Below are 22440 nucleotides of genomic sequence, written 5' to 3'. Positions count from 1 at the left end.
ACTCGCCTCCGCACACGGAGGGGTCACTCCTCCCGGACCGTGACGATCCGCCCCGACCGGACGGCGGCGGAAAGGAGTTCGCCGGTGAGCGGACGGGGCGCGGCACGCCGAAGGGGCGGCCCCTCGGAGAGGAACCGCCCCTGCACGCGGGCGCGTTACTTGCGGAGCATCGCCTCGACCCCGGCGCGGACCTCGTCCGTCGCCAGACCGCGGATGGTCAGCGTCGTGCGGCGGCGCAGCACGTCGTCGGCCGTCTCGGCCCACTCGTGGTCGCGGGCGTAGGCGACCTGGGCCCAGATCTCCGGCGCGTCCGGGTGGACGCGGCGGGCCAGCTCCGGGTTCTCGTTCGCCATGCGGGCGATCTCGAAGGAGAGCGAACCGTAGTGCGTCGCCAGGTGCTTGGCGGTGTCGGCGGCCATGCGCGGGCCGGGCGCCGGGCCGTCGACGAGCAGCCGGTGGGCGACCGCGTTCGGGTTGGCTATGCCGGGCAGCGGCAGCCGCTTCGGCAGCGCCGACACCGGCTCGTAGTCCTCGCCCAGCGGATGGCCCGGGAGCTGCTCCAGCTTCTTCATGACCGTGCGGCCGATGTGGCGGAAGGTCGTCCACTTGCCGCCGGCCACCGACAGCATCCCGCCGCGGCCCTCGGTGACGACCGTCTCGCGCTTGGCCTTGGAGGTGTCGCCGGGGCCGCCGGGCAGCACCCGCAGACCGGCGAAGGCGTACGTGATCAGGTCGCGCGACAGCTGCTGGTCGCGGATGGAGAAGGCGGCCTCGTCCAGGATCTGGGCGGTGTCCTTCTCGGTGACCTCGACCTGGCCGGGGTCGCCCTCGTACTCCTCGTCGGTGGTGCCGAGCAGCAGCATGTCCTCCCAGGGGAGGGCGAAGGTGATGCGGTACTTGTCGATCGGGGTGGCGAGCGCCGCCTTCCACGGCGAGGTCCGCTTGAGGACCAGGTGCGCGCCCTTGGAGAGGCGGATGGAGGGGGCCGCGTTCGGGTCCTCCATCCTCCGCAGGTGGTCGACCCACGGGCCGGTCGCGTTCAGGACCAGGCGGGCGCTCACGCCGAACTCGTCGCCGCTGGTGCGGTCCTTCAGCTCGGCGCCGGTGACCCGGCCGCGGGTGAAGCGCAGACCGGTGACCTCGGCGTGGTTGAGGACGGTGGCGCCGGCGTCGACCGCGGCGCGGACCGTCATCAGCGCCATCCGGGCGTCGTTCATCTGGTCGTCACCGTAGACGGCCACGGCCTTCAGGTCGTCGGTCCGCAGCTCCGGCACGTCCTGCGCGGCCTTGGCGGGGGAGAGCAGGTGGCCGACGCCGTCGCCGAACGCCGAGAGCGCGGAGTAAGCGAAGACGCCGGCGCCCAGCTTGGCGGCGCCGTGCGGGCCGCCCTTGTAGACGGGCAGGTAGAAGGTGAGCGGGTTGGCGAGGTGCGGGGCCACCTGGCGGGAGACCGCGCGCCGCTCGAAGTGGTTCTCCGCCACCAGCTTCACCGCGCCGGTCTGCAGGTAGCGCAGTCCGCCGTGGAGCAGCTTGGAGGAGGCGGAGGAGGTGGCGCCGGCGAAGTCGCCGGCGTCCACCAGGGCCACCCGCAGGCCCGACTGCGCGGCGTGCCAGGCGGTGGAGATGCCCAGGATGCCGCCGCCGATCACCAGGAGGTCGTACGTCGCCTTGGAGAGCTGTTCCCGGGTCTCGGCGCGGCTCGGCAGGGAACCGGCAGCCGGGCGCGTCCCCAGGGCGGGGACGCTCTGCAGGGTGGTCATGTCGCTTACTCCTCTTACTGCTCGCTCTTACTGCTCGTCGGACTCGTCTTCGAGCCAGCCCATGGAGCGCTCGACGGCCTTCAGCCAGCTCTTGTACTCGCGGTCGCGCTTGTCGGCGTCCATGCGGGGGGTCCATTCGGCGGCGCGGCGCCAGTTGGCGCGCAGCGCGTCCGTGTCGGGCCAGAAGCCGACGGCCAGGCCGGCGGCGTAGGCGGCGCCGAGGCAGGTGGTCTCGGCGACCATGGGGCGCACGACGGGCGCGTCCAGGAAGTCCGAGAGGGTCTGCATCAGCAGGTTGTTGGAGGTCATGCCGCCGTCGACCTTGAGCGCGGTCAGCTCGACGCCGGAGTCCTTCGTCATGGCGTCGGTGATCTCGCGGGTCTGCCAGGCGGTGGCCTCCAGGACGGCGCGGGCGATGTGCGCCTTGGTGACGTACCGGGTGAGGCCGGCGATGACACCGCGCGCGTCGGAGCGCCAGTACGGGGCGAACAGGCCGGAGAAGGCCGGGACGAAGTAGGCGCCGCCGTTGTCCTCGACCGAGGACGCGAGGGTCTCGATCTCGGCGGCGGACTTGATCAGGCCCATCTGGTCGCGCATCCACTGCACCAGGGAGCCGGTGACGGCGATCGAGCCCTCCAGGGCGTAGACCGGCTTCTCGTCGCCGATCCGGTAGCCGACCGTGGTCAGCAGGCCGCTGTAGGAGTTGATGATCTTCTCGCCGGTGTTCATCAGCATGAAGGTGCCGGTGCCGTACGTGGACTTGGCCTCGCCCTCGGCGAAGCACGTCTGGCCGAACAGGGCGGCCTGCTGGTCGCCGAGCGCGGAGGCGACCGGGACGCCGTCGAGGACGCCGCCCTTGACCGTGCCGTACACCTCGGCGGAGGAGCGGATCTCCGGCAGCACGGCGGCCGGGACGTCCATGGAGTGCAGGATGCGCTCGTCCCACGCCATCTCGTGGAGGTTCATCAGCATGGTGCGGGAGGCGTTGGTGACGTCGGTGACGTGCACGCCGCCGTCGACGCCGCCGGTCAGGTTCCAGATGACCCAGGAGTCCATGGTGCCGAAGAGGATGTCGCCGCGCTCGGCCCGCTCGCGCAGCCCCTCGACGTTGTCGAGCAGCCAGCGGACCTTGGGGCCGGAGAAGTACGAGGCGAGGGGGAGGCCGGTCTCGCGGCGGAAGCGGTCCTGGCCGACGTTGCGGCCGAGCTCCCGGCAGAGGGCGTCGGTGCGGGTGTCCTGCCAGACGAGGGCGTTGTGGACCGGCTCGCCGGTGTGCTTGTCCCACAGCAGCGTGGTCTCGCGCTGGTTGGTGATGCCGATGGCCTTGACGTCGGCGGCGGTGATCTCCGCCTTCTCCAGGGCGCCGGCGACGACCTCCTGGACGTTGGTCCAGATCTCGGCGGCGTCGTGCTCCACCCAGCCCGGCTTCGGGAAGATCTGCTCGTGCTCCTTCTGGTCGACGGAGACGATCCGGCCGTCCTTGTCGAAGACGATGCAGCGGGAGGAGGTGGTGCCCTGGTCGATGGCGGCGATGAAGGGGCCGGAGGTGTGGGCGTCGGTCACGGTGTGCTCCAAGGGAGGTCTGGAAGAAGGACGGCTCAGGCGAACGCGATGGTGTAGATACCCGCGGCGAGGGCGCCGCCGATCAGGGGACCGGCGACCGGGATCCAGGCGTAGCCCCAGTCGGAGCCGCCCTTGTTCGGCAGCGGCAGCAGGGCGTGCACGATGCGCGGGCCGAGGTCGCGGGCCGGGTTGATGGCGTAGCCGGTCGGGCCGCCGAGCGAGAGGCCGATGGAGACCACGACGAAGGCGGTGATCAGGGCGCCCAGGGTGCCGAGGCCCTTGCCGCTGTCGTTGAGGCCCTGGGTGAGCACGGCGAGCACGAGCACGACGGTGCCGATGATCTCGGTGGCCAGGTTCTGCCAGGTGTTGCGGACCTCGGGGCCCGTGGAGAAGATGCCGAGCACCGGGCCGGGGCCCTCGATCGGCTTCTCGCCGATGGTCTCCGGGTCCGTGAGGTGGGCCTGGAACTGGCCGTAGTAGGCCACCCAGACCAGCGCCGCGCCGATCATCGCGCCGAGTATCTGGCCGGCGAAGTAGACGGGCACGTCGCCCCAGGCCCCGTCCTTGATCGCGATTCCGACCGTGACGGCGGGGTTCAGATGGGCGTCCGAGAGGGAAGCCGTCATGTAGACGGCCGTCATCACGGCGAAGCCCCACCCGAAGGTGATCGCGAGCCAGCCCGCGCCGCGGGCCTTGGAGCTCTTGAGCGTGACGGCGGCGCACACACCACCGCCGAGCAGGATGAGTACGGCGGTACCGATGGTCTCGCCGAGGAAGATGTCGGAGCTGGACACCCGCGACTCCTTTGTCCTTCGTCCAGGGGAAGGCGAACCACGGGTCCCTCCGATGGTCCGCACCCTCGTGTTGAGGGCGTTGCCGGCCCTTGGCACTGCCACACTCTAGCGCGTATTGCCGTTAGGTGTTCGGCAATGCCGACCGATGAACGGAAGTTTTGCCCCGGGGTTAACAGCGCGTCAAGGGTCTGGGAAGTGAAAAACCCGCCGATAACGCGATCGTTACCGGCGGGTCGGAAGGGGGTCCGAAGGGAGTGCGGAGGGGTACGGGGGAGGCGGGGCGCAGGGAGCCCCGGAGGCCTCAGAAGCGGCCGGCCCCCAGGTCCCGGGAGACCGCGCGGGCGCAGTCGCGCACCGCCGCCACCAGCTCCGGGCGCAGCTCGCCGTCCGGGCGGAGCCGCTCCACCGCGCCCGTCACCGCCACCGCCCCCACCGGCATCCGCCGCCGGTCGTGGATCGGCGCCGCCACCGACGCCACGCCCTCCCAGGTCTCCTCCAGGTCCGCCGCCCAGCCCCGGGCCCGCACCGTGTCGAGCAGCGTCTCGAAGTCCCCGAGCTCCGTCGTCGTCCGGGGCGTGAACGCCTCCCGCTCGACCTCCACCACCTCGCTGTGCGCCACCGGGTCGTACGCCGAGAGGACCTTGCCCAGGGCCGTGGAGTGCAGCGGCTGCATGGCCCCCACCTCCAGGACCTGGCGGCTGTCGTCCGGCCGGAAGACGTGGTGCACGATCAGCACGCCCCGCTGGTGCAGCACCCCCAGGTGCACGCTCTCGCCGCTGGACCGGGCCAGGTCGTCCGTCCAGACCAGGGCCCGCGCCCGCAGCTCGTGCACGTCCAGATAGCTGTTGCCGAGCCGCAGCAGCTCCGCGCCCAGCTGGTAGCGGCCCGAGGCCGCCTCCTGCTCCACGAAGCCCTCCGCCTGGAGGGTGCGCAGGATTCCGTGGGCCGTCCCCTTGGCGAGCCCCAGCGAGGACGCGATGTCGGAAAGGCCGAGCCGGCGCTCGCCGCCCGCGAGCAGTCGCAGCATGGCCGCCGCTCTTTCAAGCGACTGGATGTTCTTCGCCATCGCCCGGCCCCTATCCCTCTCACGCTGTTCGACAATGCTGAACACTATCGGTCGATGCCGACCTTGCGTCACATCCCACAGTGTCGGTCAAGGAGGGGCAGGACCGGGAGTCCCCGGACACAGGATGCCGTCCGCCTCGTGGGACACCGTGTCCACCCCGGCCCGAGCGCGGTTACGCTGGCTCCGTGCACCCTCCACCGAGCGTGCAAAGCCGACAGCCGTCGCATCCCAGGGAGATAGCCCATGGCCTCGTTGCCGTCCCCTTCCGCCTCCGCCACCGGAGACAGCCGGAACCGCGTCGCCGCCCTCCGCGAGGCACTCGCGACCCGGGTGGTCGTCGCCGACGGAGCCATGGGAACCATGCTCCAGGCCCAGGACCCCACCCTGGAGGACTTCCAGGACCTCGAAGGATGCAACGAGATCCTGAACGTCACCCGGCCCGACATCGTCGGCTCGGTGCACCGGGAGTACTTCGAGGCCGGCGTCGACTGCGTCGAGACGAACACCTTCGGCTCCAACCACTCCGCCGCGAGCGAGTACGACATCGCGGACCGGATTCTCGAGCACTCCGAGGCGGGCGCCCGGATCGCCCGCGAGATCGCCGACGAGTTCACCGCCGGGGACGGCCGCCAGCGCTGGGTCCTGGGCTCCATCGGCCCGGGCACCAAGCTGCCGTCGCTCGGCCACATCACGTACGACGTGCTCCGCGACGGCTACCAGCGGAACGCCGAGGGCCTGCTCGCCGGCGGTGCCGACGCCCTGATCGTGGAGACCACCCAGGACCTCCTCCAGACCAAGTCGAGCCTGATCGGCGCGCGGCGCGCCATGGACGCCCTGGGCGTGGACGTGCCGCTGATCTGCTCCCTCGCCTTCGAGACCACCGGCGTCATGCTGCTCGGCTCGGAGATCGGCGCGGCCCTGACCGCCCTGGAGCCGCTCGGCATCGACCTGATCGGCCTGAACTGCTCCACGGGCCCGGCCGAGATGAACGAGCACCTGCGCTACCTCGCCCGGCACTCGCGCACGCCGCTCATGTGCATGCCGAACGCGGGCCTGCCGGTGCTGACCAAGGACGGCGCGTACTTCCCGCTGACCCCCTCCGAGATGGCCGACGCGCAGGAGCACTTCGTGCGCGACTACGGCCTGTCGCTGATCGGCGGCTGCTGCGGCTCGACCCCCGAGCACCTGCGGCAGGTCGTCGAGCGGGTCCGGGACCTCACGCCCCCCGAGCGCTCCCCCCAGCCCGAGCCCGGCGCCGCCTCGCTCTACCAGACCGTGCCGTTCCGCCAGGACACCTCGTACATGGCGATCGGTGAGCGCACCAACGCCAACGGCTCCAAGAAGTTCCGCGAGGCCATGCTGGAGGGCCGCTGGGACGACTGCGTCGAGATGGCCCGCGACCAGATCCGCGAGGGCGCGCACATGCTCGACCTCTGCGTGGACTACGTCGGCCGCGACGGCGTGGCGGACATGGAGGAGCTGGCCGGGCGGTTCGCCACCGCCTCCACCCTCCCGATCGTCCTCGACTCCACCGAGGTGGAGGTCATCCGGGCCGGTCTGGAGAAGCTCGGAGGCCGGGCCGTCATCAACTCGGTGAACTACGAGGACGGCGACGGACCCGAGTCCCGCTTCGCCAAGGTCACCCGGCTGGCCCAGGAGCACGGCGCCGCGCTCATCGCGCTGACCATCGACGAGGAGGGCCAGGCCCGCACCGCCGAGCACAAGGTCGCCATCGCCGAGCGCCTGATCGAGGACCTGACCGGCAACTGGGGGATCCAGGAGTCGGACATCCTCATCGACACCCTGACCTTCACCATCTGCACCGGTCAGGAGGAGTCCCGCAAGGACGGCATCGCCACCATCGAGGCGATCCGCGAGCTCAAGCGCCGCCACCCCGACGTGCAGACCACCCTGGGCCTGTCGAACATCTCCTTCGGCCTCAACCCGGCCGCCCGCATCCTGCTCAACTCGGTCTTCCTGGACGAGTGCGTGAAGGCCGGCCTGGACTCGGCGATCGTGCACGCCTCGAAGATCCTGCCCATCGCCCGCTTCGACGAGGAGCAGGTCACCACCGCCCTGGACCTGATCTACGACCGGCGCGCGGAGGGCTACGACCCGCTGCAGAAGCTGATGGCGCTGTTCGAGGGCGCCACCACCAAGTCCCTCAAGGCCGGCAAGGCCGAGGAACTGGCCGCCCTGCCGCTGGAGGAGCGCCTGAAGCGGCGGATCATCGACGGCGAGAAGAACGGCCTGGAGGCCGACCTCGACGAGGCCCTGACCACCACGTCCGCCCTCGACATCGTCAACGAGATCCTGCTCGACGGCATGAAGGTGGTCGGCGAGCTGTTCGGCTCCGGCCAGATGCAGCTGCCGTTCGTGCTCCAGTCCGCCGAGGTCATGAAGACCGCGGTGGCCTATCTGGAGCCGCACATGGAGAAGTCCGACGCCGAGGGCAAGGGCACTATCGTCCTCGCCACCGTTCGGGGCGACGTCCACGACATCGGCAAGAACCTCGTGGACATCATCCTGTCCAACAACGGCTACAACGTCGTCAACATCGGCATCAAGCAGCCCGTCTCCGCGATCCTGGAGGCCGCCGAGGAGCACAACGCCGACGTCATCGGCATGTCCGGCCTCCTGGTGAAGTCCACCGTGATCATGAAGGAGAACCTGGAGGAGCTCAACCAGCGCGAGCTGGCCGCCAAGTACCCCGTGATCCTCGGCGGCGCCGCCCTGACCCGCGCCTACGTCGAACAGGACCTCCACGAGATCTACCAGGGCGAGGTCCGCTACGCCCGCGACGCCTTCGAGGGCCTGCGTCTCATGGACGCCCTCATCGGCATCAAGCGCGGCGTGCCCGGCGCGGCGCTGCCCGAGCTCAAGCAGCGCCGCGTTCCCAAGCGGGACGCGGCCGCCCTCCAGGTCGAGGAGCCGGAGCCCGGCGGCCGCTCCGACGTCGCCGTCGACAACCCGGTCCCGACCCCGCCGTTCTGGGGCACCCGCGTCGTCAAGGGCATCCCGCTCAAGGAGTACGCGTCCTGGCTCGACGAGGGCGCCCTCTTCAAGGGCCAGTGGGGCCTGAAGCAGAACCGGGCCGGCGACGGACCGGCGTACGAGGAGCTGGTCGAGACCGAGGGCCGGCCCCGGTTGCGCGGCTGGCTGGAGCGCCTGCACACCGAGAACCTCCTGGAGGCGGCCGTCGTGCACGGCTACTTCCCCTGCGTCTCCAAGGGCGACGACCTGATCATCCTGGACGAGGACGGCAACGAGCGGACCCGCTTCTCCTTCCCGCGCCAGCGCCGCGGCCGCCGCCTCTGCCTCGCGGACTTCTTCCGCCCGGAGGAGTCCGGCGAGACCGACGTCGTCGGCCTCCAGGTCGTCACCGTCGGCTCGAGGATCGGCGAGGCCACCGCCAAGCTCTTCGAGTCCGACTCCTACCGCGACTACCTGGAGCTCCACGGCCTCTCCGTGCAGCTCGCCGAGGCCCTCGCCGAGTACTGGCACGCCCGCGTCCGCGCCGAGCTCGGCTTCGCCGGCGAGGACCCGGCCGACGTCGAGGACATGTTCGCGCTCAAGTACCGCGGCGCCCGCTTCTCCCTCGGGTACGGCGCCTGCCCCGACCTGGAGGACCGTGCGAAGATCGCGGACCTGCTGCGGCCGGAGCGGATCGGCGTGCACCTCTCGGAGGAGTTCCAGCTCCACCCCGAGCAGTCCACCGACGCCATCGTCATCCACCACCCGGAGGCGAAGTACTTCAACGCACGGTGACGGCTCGCTGACCTCGCGTAATTCGCCGGCGCGTAAAGGGACGCGTTTCCGCTGATCGGGACGTACACTTGTCCGTCCAGCAGGCCGGTCCTCCTCCCGCGCGGGGGGAAGACCGGCCTTCTCGTCCCTTCATGGAGGTGTGCCGGATGACCAGTACGGTTCCCGCGTCCCTGTTCCGTACGAACGGCAGCTCCGCCCTGCAGGCGGTCTTCCTCGACATGGACGGGACCCTCGTCGACACGGAGGGCTTCTGGTGGGACGCGGAGGTCGAGGCCTTCGCCGACCTCGGGCACCGGCTGGACGAGGCCTGGCGGGACGTGGTGGTCGGCGGGCCGATGACCCGCAGCGCCGGCTACCTCATCGAGGCCACCGGCGCCGACATCACCCTGCCCGAGCTGACCGTCCTGCTCAACGAGAAGTTCGAGCGGCGCATCGAGCGGGGCGTCCCGCTCATGCCCGGCGCCGAGCGGCTCCTCGCCGAGCTGGCCCGGCACTCCATCCCCACCGCCCTGGTCTCCGCCTCGCACCGCCGGATCATCGACCGGGTCCTCGCCTCGCTCGGCCGCGACCGCTTCTCCCTCACCGTCGCGGGCGACGAGGTCGTACGGACCAAGCCGCACCCCGAGCCGTACCTCGCGGCCGCCGAGGGAGTCGGGGCCGACCCCACGCTCTGCGCCGTCGTCGAGGACACCGCGACCGGCGTCGCGGCGGCGGAGGCGGCCGGCTGCCGGGTCGTCGCCGTCCCCTCCGTCGCCCCGATCGCGCCCTCCCCGGGCCGGGTCGTCGTGCGTTCGCTCGAAGAGGTCGACGTGCCCTTTCTCCGCACATTGATCACGGGAATCTGAGCTTTCACTGAGCTTTCCCCGGAGAAAACGATCAGGCCATTTGCCGAAAAGGCCTCCGCGTGACCTTGGTCACGCAGGGTGCCGGACGGCAGATGGCCTGACCTCGTCCACCGCCCGGAATGCACATTTTTCGGCGCCCCCATGTGCCCCGATTCGCTCGTGCCCGTCCGCATCGTCCGACGCATGACTATCGAACCGCACGCATTCATGATCACTGTGCGATTACCCCGCCACCGGGCCGTGGTCCGGCAATAGGGGCGCGGCCCACTAATCTTTCGCGAGTACTTCGCCGCATAACCGCGTGCACCGGCGCACATCCGAGTCGCCGTGAACACAGGACCGATCGCAACACCCGGCCCGATCGCTCCCGCCCCGACCGGGCGGCAGGCGGCGGAGTGTCACTGACCGCTGCAACCCAGTGCCGGATGAGGAGATCGTCCCTGATGAACCGCAAGACCCTGGTGCTCCCGGCCGTCGCCGGCCTGCTCGCCCCCCTGCTCGCCGCCTGCGGCGGATCCGAGGGCGACCGGGCCATCGTGGTCGGCACCACGGACCAGTTCATCGCCACCGAGGACGCCCCCGCCCCGCTCGACCCCGCCTACGCCTACGACACCGGCGCCTGGAACGTCCTGCGACAGACCGTCCAGACCCTGCTGCACGTCCCCCGCGAGGGCGGCGAGCCCGTCCCCGAGGCGGCCGAGAGCTGCGGCTTCTCCGACAAGGCCAGCGGGAGCTACCGCTGCACCCTCCGCCCCGGCCTCACCTTCGCCGACGGCACCCCCATCACCGCCGAGGACGTCAAGTACTCCATCGAGCGCGTCCTGAAGATCAAGTCGGACAACGGAACGGCCGCCCTCCTCTCGAACATCGACACCGTCGAGACCCAGGGCACCGACGGGATCGTCTTCCACCTCAAGACCCCCGACGCCACCTTCCCGTACAAGCTCTCCACCCCCGTCGCCGGCATCCTCAGCAAGGACAAGTACCCCGGCGACGGCCTCCGCGACGGCTTCGACGTCGACGGCTCGGGCCCGTACACCATGAAGGTCGAGCGCGAGGGCGACAAGGTCGGCCGCTTCGTCTTCACCAGGAACCCGAAGTACAAGGGCGACATCACCCCGCGCAACGACAAGGTCGAACTGCGCCCCTTCGCCGACTCGGCCGCCATGGGCAAGGCCCTGGAGAGCAAGGACATCGACATGATGGCCCGCTCCCTGTCGCAGAAGCAGATCAAGGACCTCGCCGAGAAGCCCAAGGAGGGCATCAAGACGGTCGAGGTCCCCGGCCTGGAGATCCGCTACCTCGGCTTCAACACCAAGGCCCCCTCCGTCGAGCAGAAGGCCGTGCGCCAGGCGATGGCCGCCGTCGTCGACCGGGGCGCCCTGGTCAGCCTCGTCTACGGCCCCACCGCCCAGCCGCTCTACTCGCTGATCCCCTCCAGCATCACCGGCCACGCCACCCCCTTCTTCGACGCGTACGGCGAGCCCGACCGCGACCGCGCCGCCCAGATCCTCAAGAAGGCCGGCATCAAGACCCCGGTCAAGATCACCCTGAACTACACCACCGACCACTACGGCGCCGAGACCGCCCAGGAGTTCGAGGCGCTCGGCAAGCAGCTCACCGCCAGCGAACTCTTCGACGTCACCGTCAAGGGCACCGAGTGGTCCACCTTCCGCACCGCCCAGAAGCGCGGCGACTACGCCGTCTACGGCCTCGGCTGGTTCCCCGACTACCCGGACCCGGACAACTACATCGCGCCCTTCCTGGACAGCGACAACTTCCTCAACACCCCGTACGTGAACACGGTCGTCCGCGACCAGCTCATCCCGCGCTCGCGCCGCCAGGCCGACCGCACCGCCGCGGCCCCCGTCTACGCGCAGATCCAGAAGATCGTCGCCGAGGACGTCCCCGTCCTGCCCCTGTGGCAGGGCAAGCAGTACGTCGCCGCCCGCGACGACCTCAGCGGAGTCGAGTACGCGCTCAACACCTCCTCCGACCTGCTGCTCTGGGAACTGGGTCGCGGCACCGCCTGACCCCTTCGTTGTCCCGGCCGCGCGCCCGCGCGGCCGGTCATGGCAAGAGATCAAGAGGCACGACTGTGAAGGCACACAACAAGTGGCTGACGGCCCCGCTCGCCGCCGGCCTGTCCGCCGCCCTCCTCAGCGGCTGCGGCACCGAACAGGGCGGCGGCTCCGGCGGCTCCGGTGACGGCATACGCGTCGGCATGTCCGACGAGATCCTCGCCACCGACCCGGCGGCCGGCTACGACCCCGGCTCCTGGCTGCTGTTCAACAACGTCTTCCAGTCCCTCCTGGCCTTCCCCAAGGGCGGCCTCGAACCCGAGCCCGACGCCGCCGACGAGTGCGCCTTCTCCACCGGCAGCAAGGTCTACACCTGCACCCTCCGGGACGGCCTCACCTTCTCCAACGGCAACAAGCTCACCTCGGAGGACGTCAAGTACTCCTTCGAACGCGCCATCAGGATCGCCGACCCGAACGGCCCGGCCCCCCTGCTCGCCGGCATCGACACCATCGAGACCCCCGACGAGAAGACCGTCGTCTTCCGCCTCAAGGTCCCCGACGCCACCTTCCCCAGCAAGATCGCCTCCGGCGCCGGCTCCATCGTCGACCACCGCGAGTACCCCGCCGACGCGCTGCGCACCGACGGGAAGGCCACCGGCTCCGGCCCGTACAAGCTGGACTCCCTCAGCGACACCCAGGCCACCTTCTCCGGCAACACCGGCTACCGCGGCGACGCCAAGCGCAAGAGCGAGTCGGTCACCCTCAAGCTCTACCGCGGCGACCGCTCCGCCCTCGCCAAGGCCCTCGCCGACGACCAGATCGACGTGGCCTACCGAGGCCTCTCCGCCGACGACATCGCCGCCCTGGAGACCTCCGCCACCACCGGCGACCGGGGCGTCGAGGTCGTCCAGGGCACCAGCGCCGAGGTCCAGCACCTCGTCTTCAACATGAAGGACCCGGTCGTCGGCAAGCTCGGCGTCCGGCAGGCCATCGCCCACCTCGTCGACCGCGAGGCGCTCGTCGAGGACGTCTACAAGTCGACTGCCACCCCGCTCTACTCGATCGTCCCGGCCGGCATCACCGGCCACAACACCGCCTTCTACGACACCTACGGCACCCCCGACACCGCCAAGGCGAAGAAGGCCCTGCGCGCCGCAGGCGTCACCGACAAGGTGAAGCTCACCCTCTGGTCCACCCCCAGCCGCTACGGCCCCTCCACCGACCAGGAGCTCAAGGCCATCGCCGGCCAGCTCAACGCCAGCGGCCTCTTCGAGGCCGACGTCAAGTCCGTCGCCTTCGAGCAGTACGAGCAGGACATCGCGGCCGGCAAGTACGGCGTCTACGTCAAGGGCTGGGTCCCCGACTACCCCGACCCCGACAACTTCACCGCCCCCTTCTTCGGCGAGGGCAACGTCCTCGGCAACCACTACGAGAACGCCACCATCACCGGCGCCCTCCTCCCGAAGACGGCCGCCGCGGCCGACCGCGCCTCCACCACCGACGAGTACGGGAAGCTCCAGGACATCGTCGCCGACGAGCTGCCCATGCTGCCGCTCTGGCAGGGCAAGCAGTACGCCGTCTCCCGCACGGGCGTCACCGGCCTCGAATGGACCCTCGACGCCTCGACCGTCTTCCGCTTCTGGGAGCTCCGCAAGAGCTGAAGCCCGTCACAGGACCCTCCCCCACGACGAGAGGGGCCCGGCGCACCCGCGCCGGGCCCCTCTGTCGTCCGTCCGCGCCGCTACTGGTTGCCGCCGGGCCGCACCAGACCGCTCTCGTACGCGTACACCGCCGCCTGCACCCGGTCCCGCAGCCGCAGCTTCGTCAGCACGTGCCCCACGTGCGTCTTCACCGTCGTCTCGCTCACGAACAGGTCCGCCGCGATCTCCGCGTTCGACAGGCCCCGCGCCACCAGCTTCAGCACCTCCAGCTCGCGGTCGGTCAGGGTGTTCAGCGTGTCCGGGACCTGCTCCTCGCCCGTCGGCAGGTGCGCCGAGTACTTGTCGAGCAGCCGGCGCGTGATCGACGGCGCCAGCATCGCCTCGCCCGCGGCCACCACCCGGATCGCCTGCACCAGCTCGTTCGCCGGGGCGTCCTTCAGGAGGAAGCCGCTCGCACCGGCCCGCAACGCCTCCACCACGTACTCGTCCAGGTCGAAGGTGGTCAGGACCAGCACCTTCGCCGGACCGTCCCGGCCCGGACCCGTGATCTGCCGGGTCGCCTCCACCCCGTCCATCCGCGGCATCCGGATGTCCATGAGGACCACGTCCGGCTGGAGGACGCGCACCTGCTCCTGCGCCTGGAGACCGTCCCCGGCCTCACCCACCACCGCGATGTCCTGCTCCGCCTCCAGAATCATCCGGAAGCCGGTGCGCAGCAGCGGCTGATCGTCGACCAGGAGGACGCGGATCGTCACGGGGGCTCCTTCACGAGCTGGACTCACGGGGATGGGCCCACGGGGCTCACGGACCGGGCGGGTCCCCGAGGCGCGGGCGGACCCCTACGGTGCGGGCGGGGCCGGGTCCATTCTGCCCTGCCCGGATTCGCCCGACTCCGGCGGCCGCACCGAAACGATCTCCAGCGGATAGACCGGGGGAGTCCCGCCGAACTCCGGACAGACCGCCTGGTGGTCGCACCACCCGCACAGCTTCGTCGGCCGCGGCCGCCAGTCGCCCGTCTCCGTCGCCAGCCGGATCGCCTCCCACAGCGCGAGCAGCTTCCGCTCCACCCGCAGCAGGTCCGCCTCCACCGGGTCGTACGTCAGCACCTCCCCGCTGCCCAGGTACACCAGCTGGAGCCGCCTCGGGACCACCCCCTTCAGCCGCCGGACCACCAGCGCGTAGAAGGTCATCTGGAACAGCGCGCCGTCCCGGTACTCCGGCCGGGGCGCCTTGCCCGTCTTGTAGTCGACGATCCGCACGTCTCCCGAGGGCGCCACGTCGATCCGGTCGATCACCCCGCGCAGCCGCAGCCCCGAATCCAGCTCCGTCTCCACGAACAGCTCGCGCTCGGCCGGCTCCAGACGCGTCGGGTCCTCCAGCGTGAACCACCGCTCGACCAGCCGCTCCGCCTCGACCAGCCACCCCGCCAGCCGCTCCCCGTCCGGATCCTCCGCGAACAGCTCGCCCAGCTCCGGCTTCGACGCCAGCAGCCGCTCCCACTGCCCCGGCACCATCGCCTTCGCCCGCGGCGCCGTCCGCTCCGCCGCCGGATCGTCGAAGAGCCGCTCCAGGACGGCGTGCACCAGCGTGCCCCGGGTCGCCGCCGCACTCGGCTTCTCCGGCAGCCGGTCGATCACCCGGAACCGGTACAGCAGCGGACACTGCATGAAATCGCTCGCCCGCGACGGCGACAACGACATGGGCGCTCTCGGCTCCATCGGCACCCGCTCGCTCGTACTCATGACCCCGACCCTACGACCCGCCACCGACAACCGGACGCATACCATCGACCCGGGACCCCGTCGCACTGCATGATCGAACCGTGACGCAACGACGCGGACCACACCGGCGCGACGAAAGGAACCCGTGAACCAGGACGAGCCCAAGCCGCAGCGGACCGAGGAGCCCGGCGGAGGCATCCTCATGGGCCGGCCCTTCGGCGTGCCCGTCTACGTCGCCCCCAGCTGGTTCCTGGTGGCCGCCCTCATCACCTGGGTCTTCGGCGACCAGATCGAACGCGTCCTGCCCGACCTCGGCGCCGCCCGCTACCTCGTCTCCCTCTTCTTCGCGGTCGCCTTCTACGCCTCCGTGCTCGTCCACGAACTGGCCCACACGATCGCCGCGCTCCGCTTCAAGCTGCCCGTGCGCCGCATCCAGCTCCAGTTCTTCGGCGGCGTCTCCGAGATCGAGAAGGAGAGCGAGACCCCCGGCCGCGAATTCGTCCTCGCCTTCGTCGGCCCCCTCCTCTCCCTCGTCCTCGCCGGCCTGTTCTACCTCTCCCTGTACGCCGTCGAGCCCGGCACCGTCCCCGGCGTCCTCCTCGCCGGCCTGATGATCTCCAACCTGATCGTCGCCGTCTTCAACCTGCTCCCCGGCCTCCCGCTCGACGGCGGCCGGATGCTCCGCGCCGTTATCTGGAAGATCACCGGCAAGCCCATGAGCGGCACCGTCGCCGCCGCCTGGGTCGGCCGCGCCCTCGCCGTCCTCGTCCTCGTCGGCCTGCCCCTGCTGACCCGCACCGGACTCCTCGGCAACTCCACCGAGGACATCAGCGGCTTCGACACCGTCACCGACGCCCTGCTCGCCGCGATCCTCGCCGCCATCATCTGGACCGGCGCCGGCAACAGCCTCCGCATGGCCCGGCTGCGCGAACACCTCCCCGAACTCAGCGCCCGCTCCCTCACCCGGCGCGCCATCCCCGTGGAGCCCGTCACCCCGCTCTCCGAGGCCCTCCGCCGGGCCAACGAGGCGGGCGCCCGCGCCCTGGTCGTCGTGGACGGCACCGGCGAGCCCACCGGCATCGTCCGCGAGGCCGCCATCGCCGCCGTGCCCCAGCACCGGCGCCCCTGGGTCGCCGTCAGCACCCTCTCCCAGGACCTCGCCGACGGCATGCGGGTCCCGGCCGAGCTCACCGGACAGCCCCTCCTCGACCACCTCCGCGCCAGCCCGGCCACCGAGTACCTGGTCGTCGAGGAGACCGGCGCGATCTACGGAGTCCTCTCCACCGCGGACGTCGAACGGGCCTTCGTCAGGGCCATGGCACGACCCGGTTCGTAACCCCGGTATCCTGCTCGTATGTCCGAACCGACCGGTGCCGCCCGCCGACGCGGGCCCTTCAAGGTCGGGGACCAGGTTCAGCTGACCGACCCCAAGGGCCGTCACTACACGTTCACGCTCGAAGAGGGAAAGAACTTCCACACCCACAAGGGTTCTTTCCCGCACGACGAACTGATCGGCGCCCCCGAGGGCAGCGTTGTCCGCACCACCGGAAACGTCGCCTACCTCGCGCTGCGCCCCCTGCTCCCCGACTACGTCCTGTCCATGCCCCGCGGCGCCGCCGTGGTCTACCCCAAGGACGCGGGGCAGATCCTGGCCTTCGCCGACATCTTCCCCGGCGCACGCGTCGTGGAGGCCGGGGTGGGCTCGGGATCGCTCAGCAGCTTCCTCCTGCGCGCCATCGGGGACAGCGGCATGCTGCACTCCTACGAGCGCCGCGAGGACTTCGCCGAGATCGCCAAGGGCAACGTCGAGCGCTACTTCGGCGGCCCCCACCCCGCGTGGCGGCTGACCGTCGGCGACCTCCAGGACAACCTGTCCGACACCGACGTCGACCGCGTCATCCTGGACATGCTCGCCCCCTGGGAGTGTCTGGAGGCCGTCTCCAAGGCCCTCGTCCCCGGCGGCATCCTCTGCTGCTACGTGGCGACCACCACCCAGCTCGCCCGCACCGTGGAGTCCATCCGCGAGTTCGGCTGCTACGCCGAGCCGCAGCCCTGGGAGTCCATGATCCGCAACTGGCACGTGGAGGGCCTCGCCGTCCGCCCCGACCACCGCATGATCGGCCACACCGGCTTCCTCGTCACCGCCCGCCGCCTCGCGGACGGGGTCGAGCCCCCGATGCGTCGCCGCCGCCCCGCCAAGGGAGCCTACGGCGAGGACTACGAGGGCCCCAACAAGGGCTGACGTCCCGACACCCGTGGCACGCCGCCGCCGAGTTCCCGCCCCGAGCGGAACTCGGCGGCGGCGTCCTCATGTTCGAGCCCCCCGGGGAACGGTTCGATCCGCGGGCGACCGCCCGGGCCCCGGGCGACGGCCGGGAACACGGGCGCCGGCCCGGACCCTCCGGGAGGCGGCCGTCCGCCCTTCACCCCACGTGTTCCGTCCCCCTGTGACGTGTGGCACGATGCCGGAAACCCTCGTCGCACCACCCCACAGGAGACGTCTCGCGTGCAGCTGCCCGCCGCCCCGGACCTCACCGACCTCGCGCACACCCACGCCGGGCCGATGCACTGGCTGGCCACCGCGACCGCGACCGCCGCGGTCGTCGCCCTCGCGGGACTCCTCCAGCCCGGCCCCGTCGGAACCACCACCGCGACCGCGGCCGCCGCCCCGCGCCCGGCCGCCGCCCCCGAGGCCGCAGGAGTCGCGTACCCCGTGGAGTGCGGGGGAGGCCCCCGTACGGTCGCCAAGCGGGCCTCCGGGGACCTGGACGGCGACGGGAACCCCGAGACCGTTGCGGTCGTACACTGCGAAGCCGGCTCCGGCACCCCGCCGAGCGGCGTCTACGTCCTCACCCGCGGCAAGGGGGCGGACGCGCCCGCGCGCGTGGTGGCCACGCTCGTCGCACCCGACCAGCACCGCAGCGTCACCGAGCTCGCCGTACGCGACGGGGCGGTGCTCGCCACCCTCCTCGGCTACTCGTCCTTCGACGTCCCCCGCTGCTGCCCGGACGAGAAGGAGCAGGTCAGCTGGCGCTGGCGGGGCGGCGCCTTCGTCCGCGCCGGCCAGGACGAGGCGCGCGGCGCCTGACCCGTCACTCCGCGTCGGGGCCGTACACCTCGACCTTGTCCGCGACCCGGCGCACGTGGATGCAGTCGCCCGGGCACTCCTTCGCGGAGTCCACCACGTCCTGGAGCAGCGGCAGCGGCACCGGGGTGGTGGCACCGGTGTCCTGGAGGAGCTCGTCGTCGGCGCTCTTCACATAAGCGAGCCCGTCGATGTCCAGCTCGAAGACCTCGGGAGCGTACTGCGCGCAGATCCCGTCCCCGGTGCACAGGTCCTGGTCGATCCAGACCTCCAGCGCCTCGCCGGCGCCCGTCGCCGGGGCCTCGTTCCGCACGGTCATGTCTCCCGCCGTTTCTGCTTCGCTCGATAAGTCCGGCCGCCCTTGGAGGGTGTTGGCCGGTAACGACGATACAACCGCCCGCTTTCAGACGGTGAAGGGTGGGTATTCCCCTGGCGAGAGGGGAAGCGCAAGGGTGAAGATCGGACACACCCCGGAGTCTTTTTGATCTAGGGGTTTCAATCACCACCCACGCAGGTAGGGTCAGGAAGCGTCCAGCTCCCCTTGGAGGAGGTGAGGACCGTGGCAGCCCACGACGACGACATCAACCGCGGCATCCGGCCGGGGCGAGGGTCTGAAGACCCCGCCGGCCAGGTTGCCTATCTCGAGCAGGAAATCGCCGTCCTGCGCCGCAAGCTCGCCGACTCTCCGCGTCACACGAGGATTCTCGAAGAGCGGATCGTCGAGCTGCAGACCAACCTGGCCGGCGTGTCCGCGCAGAACGAACGTCTGGCGAGCACGCTCCGTGAGGCCCGCGACCAGATCGTGGCCCTCAAGGAGGAGGTCGACCGGCTCGCGCAGCCGCCGGCCGGCTTCGGTGTCTTCCTGCAGGCCAACGAGGACGGCACGTGCGACATCTTCACCGGTGGTCGCAAGCTCCGGGTGAACGTCAGCCCGAGCATCGAGCTCGAAGAGCTCAGGCGCGGCCAGGAAGTCATGCTCAACGAAGCGCTCAACGTGGTCGAGGCCATGGAGTTCGAGCGCGCCGGCGACATCGTCACCCTCAAGGAGATCCTCGAGGACGGCGAGCGCGCCCTGGTGGTCGGGCACACGGACGAGGAGAGGGTGGTGAGGCTCGCCGAGCCCCTGCTGGACGTCACCATCCGCTCCGGCGACGCCCTGCTGCTCGACCCCCGGTCCGGCTACGTCTACGAAGTGGTCCCCAAGAGCGAGGTCGAAGAGCTCGTCCTCGAAGAGGTCCCGGACGTCGACTACGAGAAGATCGGCGGCCTGGGCAACCAGATCGAGCTGATCCGCGACGCGGTCGAGCTCCCGTACCTCTACCCGGACCTCTTCAAGGAGCACGAACTGCGGCCGCCGAAGGGCATCCTGCTCTACGGCCCGCCCGGCTGCGGCAAGACGCTGATCGCGAAGGCCGTGGCCAACTCCCTGGCCAAGAAGGTCGCCGAGGTGACCGGTCAGCCCGCGGGGAAGTCCTACTTCCTCAACATCAAGGGCCCCGAGCTCCTCAACAAGTACGTCGGCGAGACCGAGCGGCACATCCGCCTCGTCTTCCAGCGTGCGCGGGAGAAGGCGAGCGAGGGGACCCCCGTCATCGTCTTCTTCGACGAGATGGAATCCCTCTTCCGCACCCGTGGATCCGGTGTCAGCTCGGACGTGGAGAACACCATCGTCCCGCAGCTGCTCGCCGAGATCGACGGCGTGGAGGGCCTGGAGAACGTCATCGTCATCGGCGCCTCCAACCGCGAGGACATGATCGACCCCGCGATCCTGCGGCCCGGTCGGCTCGACGTCAAGATCAAGATCGAGCGTCCGGACGCGGAGGCGGCGAAGGACATCTTCGCGAAGTACCTCACGGCCAACCTGCCGCTGCACGAGGACGACATCTCCGAGCACGCCGGCTCGAAGGCCGCCGCCGCCCACGGAATGATCCAGTCCGTCGTCGAGCAGATGTACGCGGAATCCGAGGAGAACCGCTTCCTCGAAGTCACGTACGCCAACGGTGACAAGGAAGTCCTGTACTTCAAGGACTTCAACTCCGGCGCGATGATCCAGAACATCGTGGACCGGGCCAAGAAGATGGCCATCAAGGCCTTCCTCGACCACAACCAGAAGGGCATCCGGGTCTCCCACCTCCTCCAGGCGTGCGTGGACGAGTTCAAGGAGAACGAGGACCTGCCCAACACCACCAACCCCGACGACTGGGCCCGTATCTCCGGAAAGAAGGGCGAGCGGATCGTGTTCATCCGCACGCTCGTCACCGGAAAGCAGGGTGCGGACACCGGGCGCTCCATCGACACGGTGGCCAATACCGGCCAGTACCTGTAAAACGCCCACCGGCTGCGGATGTCCGGAAACCGGGCATCCGCAGCCGTCGCATTCCATCCAGCATTTCCCCCGGCACCACAGGCTCAGGGAAATACCGCAAACGATCTCCCCACCAGCGCGGAGCCGATCTAGGCTCTTCGGTACCGCCGAGTCGCGCACAGTGAGCGCCGCCGGGCAAGGAGGGCCGCATGACCGTACGGCGAGTAATGGGCATCGAGACGGAGTACGGGATCTCCGTCCCGGGCCACCCGAACGCCAATGCCATGCTCACCTCGTCCCAGATCGTCAACGCCTACGCGGCGGCGATGCACCGGGCGCGCCGCGCCCGCTGGGACTTCGAGGAGGAGAACCCGCTGCGGGACGCCCGCGGCTTCGACCTCGCCCGCGAGGCCGCCGACTCCAGCCAGCTCACCGACGAGGACATCGGCCTGGCCAACGTGATCCTCACCAACGGGGCCCGGCTCTACGTGGACCACGCCCACCCCGAGTACAGCTCCCCGGAGATCACCAACCCCCGCGACGCCGTCCTCTGGGACAAGGCCGGCGAGCGGATCATGGCGGAGGCCGCCGAGCGCGCCGCCCAGCTTCCCGGCGCCCAGCCCATCCACCTGTACAAGAACAACACCGACAACAAGGGCGCGTCCTACGGCACGCACGAGAACTACCTGATGAAGCGGGAGACCCCCTTCTCGGACATCGTGCGCCACCTGACCCCCTTCTTCGTCTCCCGCCAGGTCGTGACCGGCGCGGGACGGGTCGGCATCGGCCAGGACGGGCGGGAGCACGGCTTCCAGATCAGCCAGCGCGCCGACTACTTCGAGGTCGAGGTGGGCCTGGAGACCACCCTCAAACGGCCCATCATCAACACCCGGGACGAGCCGCACGCCGACGCCGAGCGCTACCGCCGCCTGCACGTGATCATCGGCGACGCGAACCTCTCGGAGATCTCGACCTACCTCAAGCTGGGCACCACCGCGCTGGTCCTGTCGATGATCGAGGACGGCTTCATCACCGTCGACCTCGCCGTCGACCAGCCGGTGCGCACCCTCCACCAGGTCTCGCACGACCCCTCGCTCCAGTACCTGGTCACGCTCCGCAGCGGCCGGACACTCACCGCCGTACAGCTCCAGATGGAGTACTTCGAGCTGGCCAGGAAGTACGTGGACGAGCGGTACGGCGCGGACGCGGACGAGCAGACCAGGGACGTCCTGACCCGCTGGGAGGACACCCTCAACCGGCTGGAGAACGACCCCATGAGCCTGGCCGGCGAGCTCGACTGGGTCGCCAAGCGGGAGCTCATGGAGGGCTACCGGCGCCGTGATGGCCTGGACTGGGACGCCGCCCGGCTGCACCTGGTGGACCTCCAGTACGCGGACGTGCGCCCCGACAAGGGCCTCTACAACCGCCTGGCGGCCCGCGGGCGCATGAAGCGGCTCCTGGACGAGGCCGAGGTGGAGCGGGCCGAGACGGAGCCCCCCGAGGACACCCGGGCCTACTTCCGGGGCCGCTGTCTGGAGCAGTACGCCGACGACGTCGCCGCGGCCTCCTGGGACTCGGTGATCTTCGACCTGCCGGGTCGGGACTCGCTCCAGCGCGTCCCGACCCTGGAGCCCCTCCGGGGCACCAAGGCGCACGTGAAATCGCTCCTGGACCGCTGCCGCACGGCGGAGGAACTGGTGCGCGTGCTCTCGGGCGACTGAACCGGGAGCCCGGTACGAGCCTGAAATGCCCCGGCGCTGGGAATCATGGAACCAGTGCCCGGGCGTTGTGGAAACCACGAGGCCGAAGTCGGACCCGACCTATAGGGTCTGATCTTGCAAGGACTCAACC

At 70.3% G+C, this 22440-nt stretch carries 16 protein-coding genes; 9 read left to right on the top strand and 7 right to left on the bottom strand.

Going from position 1 to position 22440, the window contains the following annotated elements:
• Positions 1 to 155: 155 nt before the first annotated feature.
• From CP977_RS07295 to CP977_RS07280, 4 genes are all read right to left on the bottom strand, one after another.
• The gene (locus CP977_RS07295) at positions 156 to 1760 is read right to left on the bottom strand and encodes a glycerol-3-phosphate dehydrogenase/oxidase (RefSeq protein WP_062758826.1); all 1605 of its coding nucleotides are present in this window, start codon (positions 1758 to 1760) and stop codon (positions 156 to 158) included.
• Positions 1761 to 1787: 27 nt separating this feature from the next.
• Positions 1788 to 3323, bottom strand: coding sequence for a glycerol kinase GlpK (gene glpK / locus CP977_RS07290; RefSeq protein WP_109187114.1), 1536 nt, complete (start codon positions 3321 to 3323; stop codon positions 1788 to 1790).
• A 35-nt stretch (positions 3324 to 3358) separates the two neighbouring features.
• A complete protein-coding gene (locus CP977_RS07285) occupies positions 3359 to 4117 on the bottom strand; it encodes an MIP/aquaporin family protein (protein WP_152369797.1) in 759 nt (252 codons plus the stop codon).
• Between the two features lie 301 nt (positions 4118 to 4418).
• The gene (locus CP977_RS07280; RefSeq protein ID WP_152369796.1) at positions 4419 to 5183 is read right to left on the bottom strand and encodes an IclR family transcriptional regulator; all 765 of its coding nucleotides are present in this window, start codon (positions 5181 to 5183) and stop codon (positions 4419 to 4421) included.
• Positions 5184 to 5426: 243 nt separating this feature from the next.
• Here CP977_RS07280 and metH point away from each other — a divergent pair, with 243 nt between their 5' ends.
• From metH to CP977_RS07260, 4 genes are all read left to right on the top strand, one after another.
• Complete coding sequence (gene metH, locus CP977_RS07275) at positions 5427 to 8951, top strand: methionine synthase (RefSeq protein ID WP_109187040.1); 3525 nt, start codon at positions 5427 to 5429, stop codon at positions 8949 to 8951.
• A 146-nt stretch (positions 8952 to 9097) separates the two neighbouring features.
• Positions 9098 to 9796, top strand: coding sequence for an HAD family hydrolase (locus tag CP977_RS07270; protein ID WP_062759698.1), 699 nt, complete (start codon positions 9098 to 9100; stop codon positions 9794 to 9796).
• Between the two features lie 443 nt (positions 9797 to 10239).
• Positions 10240 to 11829, top strand: coding sequence for an ABC transporter substrate-binding protein (locus CP977_RS07265; RefSeq protein WP_152369795.1), 1590 nt, complete (start codon positions 10240 to 10242; stop codon positions 11827 to 11829).
• 65 nt (positions 11830 to 11894) lie between these two features.
• The gene (locus tag CP977_RS07260; RefSeq protein ID WP_152369794.1) at positions 11895 to 13478 is read left to right on the top strand and encodes an ABC transporter substrate-binding protein; all 1584 of its coding nucleotides are present in this window, start codon (positions 11895 to 11897) and stop codon (positions 13476 to 13478) included.
• An 80-nt stretch (positions 13479 to 13558) separates the two neighbouring features.
• On the opposite strand, the gene CP977_RS07255 is transcribed toward CP977_RS07260, so the two are convergent.
• Both CP977_RS07255 and CP977_RS07250 read right to left on the bottom strand, forming a co-directional pair.
• Entirely contained in the window at positions 13559 to 14233 is a 675-nt protein-coding gene (locus CP977_RS07255) for a response regulator (protein ID WP_062758812.1), read from the bottom strand.
• A gap of 84 nt (positions 14234 to 14317) precedes the next feature.
• Positions 14318 to 15220, bottom strand: a complete 903-nt coding sequence (locus CP977_RS07250) for a RecB family exonuclease (RefSeq protein ID WP_229991590.1) — start codon at positions 15218 to 15220, stop codon at positions 14318 to 14320.
• 181 nt (positions 15221 to 15401) lie between these two features.
• On the opposite strand from CP977_RS07250, the gene CP977_RS07245 reads away from it, so the two are divergent.
• The 3 genes from CP977_RS07245 to CP977_RS07235 all read left to right on the top strand — a co-directional run bounded on the left by CP977_RS07245 (position 15402) and on the right by CP977_RS07235 (position 18287).
• Entirely contained in the window at positions 15402 to 16535 is a 1134-nt protein-coding gene (locus CP977_RS07245; protein WP_208421656.1) for a site-2 protease family protein, read from the top strand.
• Between the two features lie 18 nt (positions 16536 to 16553).
• Positions 16554 to 17441 (top strand): tRNA (adenine-N1)-methyltransferase, encoded by an 888-nt coding sequence (locus CP977_RS07240; RefSeq protein WP_062758808.1) that lies wholly within the window; start codon positions 16554 to 16556, stop codon positions 17439 to 17441.
• A 264-nt stretch (positions 17442 to 17705) separates the two neighbouring features.
• Positions 17706 to 18287, top strand: coding sequence for a hypothetical protein (locus CP977_RS07235; protein WP_152369792.1), 582 nt, complete (start codon positions 17706 to 17708; stop codon positions 18285 to 18287).
• Between the two features lie 4 nt (positions 18288 to 18291).
• On the opposite strand, the gene CP977_RS07230 is transcribed toward CP977_RS07235, so the two are convergent.
• A complete protein-coding gene (locus CP977_RS07230) occupies positions 18292 to 18603 on the bottom strand; it encodes a ferredoxin (protein WP_062758803.1) in 312 nt (103 codons plus the stop codon).
• 240 nt (positions 18604 to 18843) lie between these two features.
• Between CP977_RS07230 and arc the strand changes: the two genes are divergently transcribed.
• Positions 18844 to 20610 carry a proteasome ATPase gene (arc, locus tag CP977_RS07225; protein WP_062759696.1) on the top strand — a complete coding sequence of 589 codons (1767 nt, stop codon included), beginning with the start codon at positions 18844 to 18846 and terminating at the stop codon, positions 20608 to 20610.
• Positions 20611 to 20798: 188 nt separating this feature from the next.
• Positions 20799 to 22310 (top strand): depupylase/deamidase Dop, encoded by a 1512-nt coding sequence (gene dop / locus CP977_RS07220; RefSeq protein WP_152369791.1) that lies wholly within the window; start codon positions 20799 to 20801, stop codon positions 22308 to 22310.
• Positions 22311 to 22440 lie beyond the last annotated feature (130 nt).

It is taken from the genome of Streptomyces cinereoruber (genome assembly GCF_009299385.1).
GTDB lineage: Bacteria > Actinomycetota > Actinomycetes > Streptomycetales > Streptomycetaceae > Streptomyces > Streptomyces bikiniensis.
This window is presented reverse-complemented; position numbering and strand designations above follow the sequence as displayed.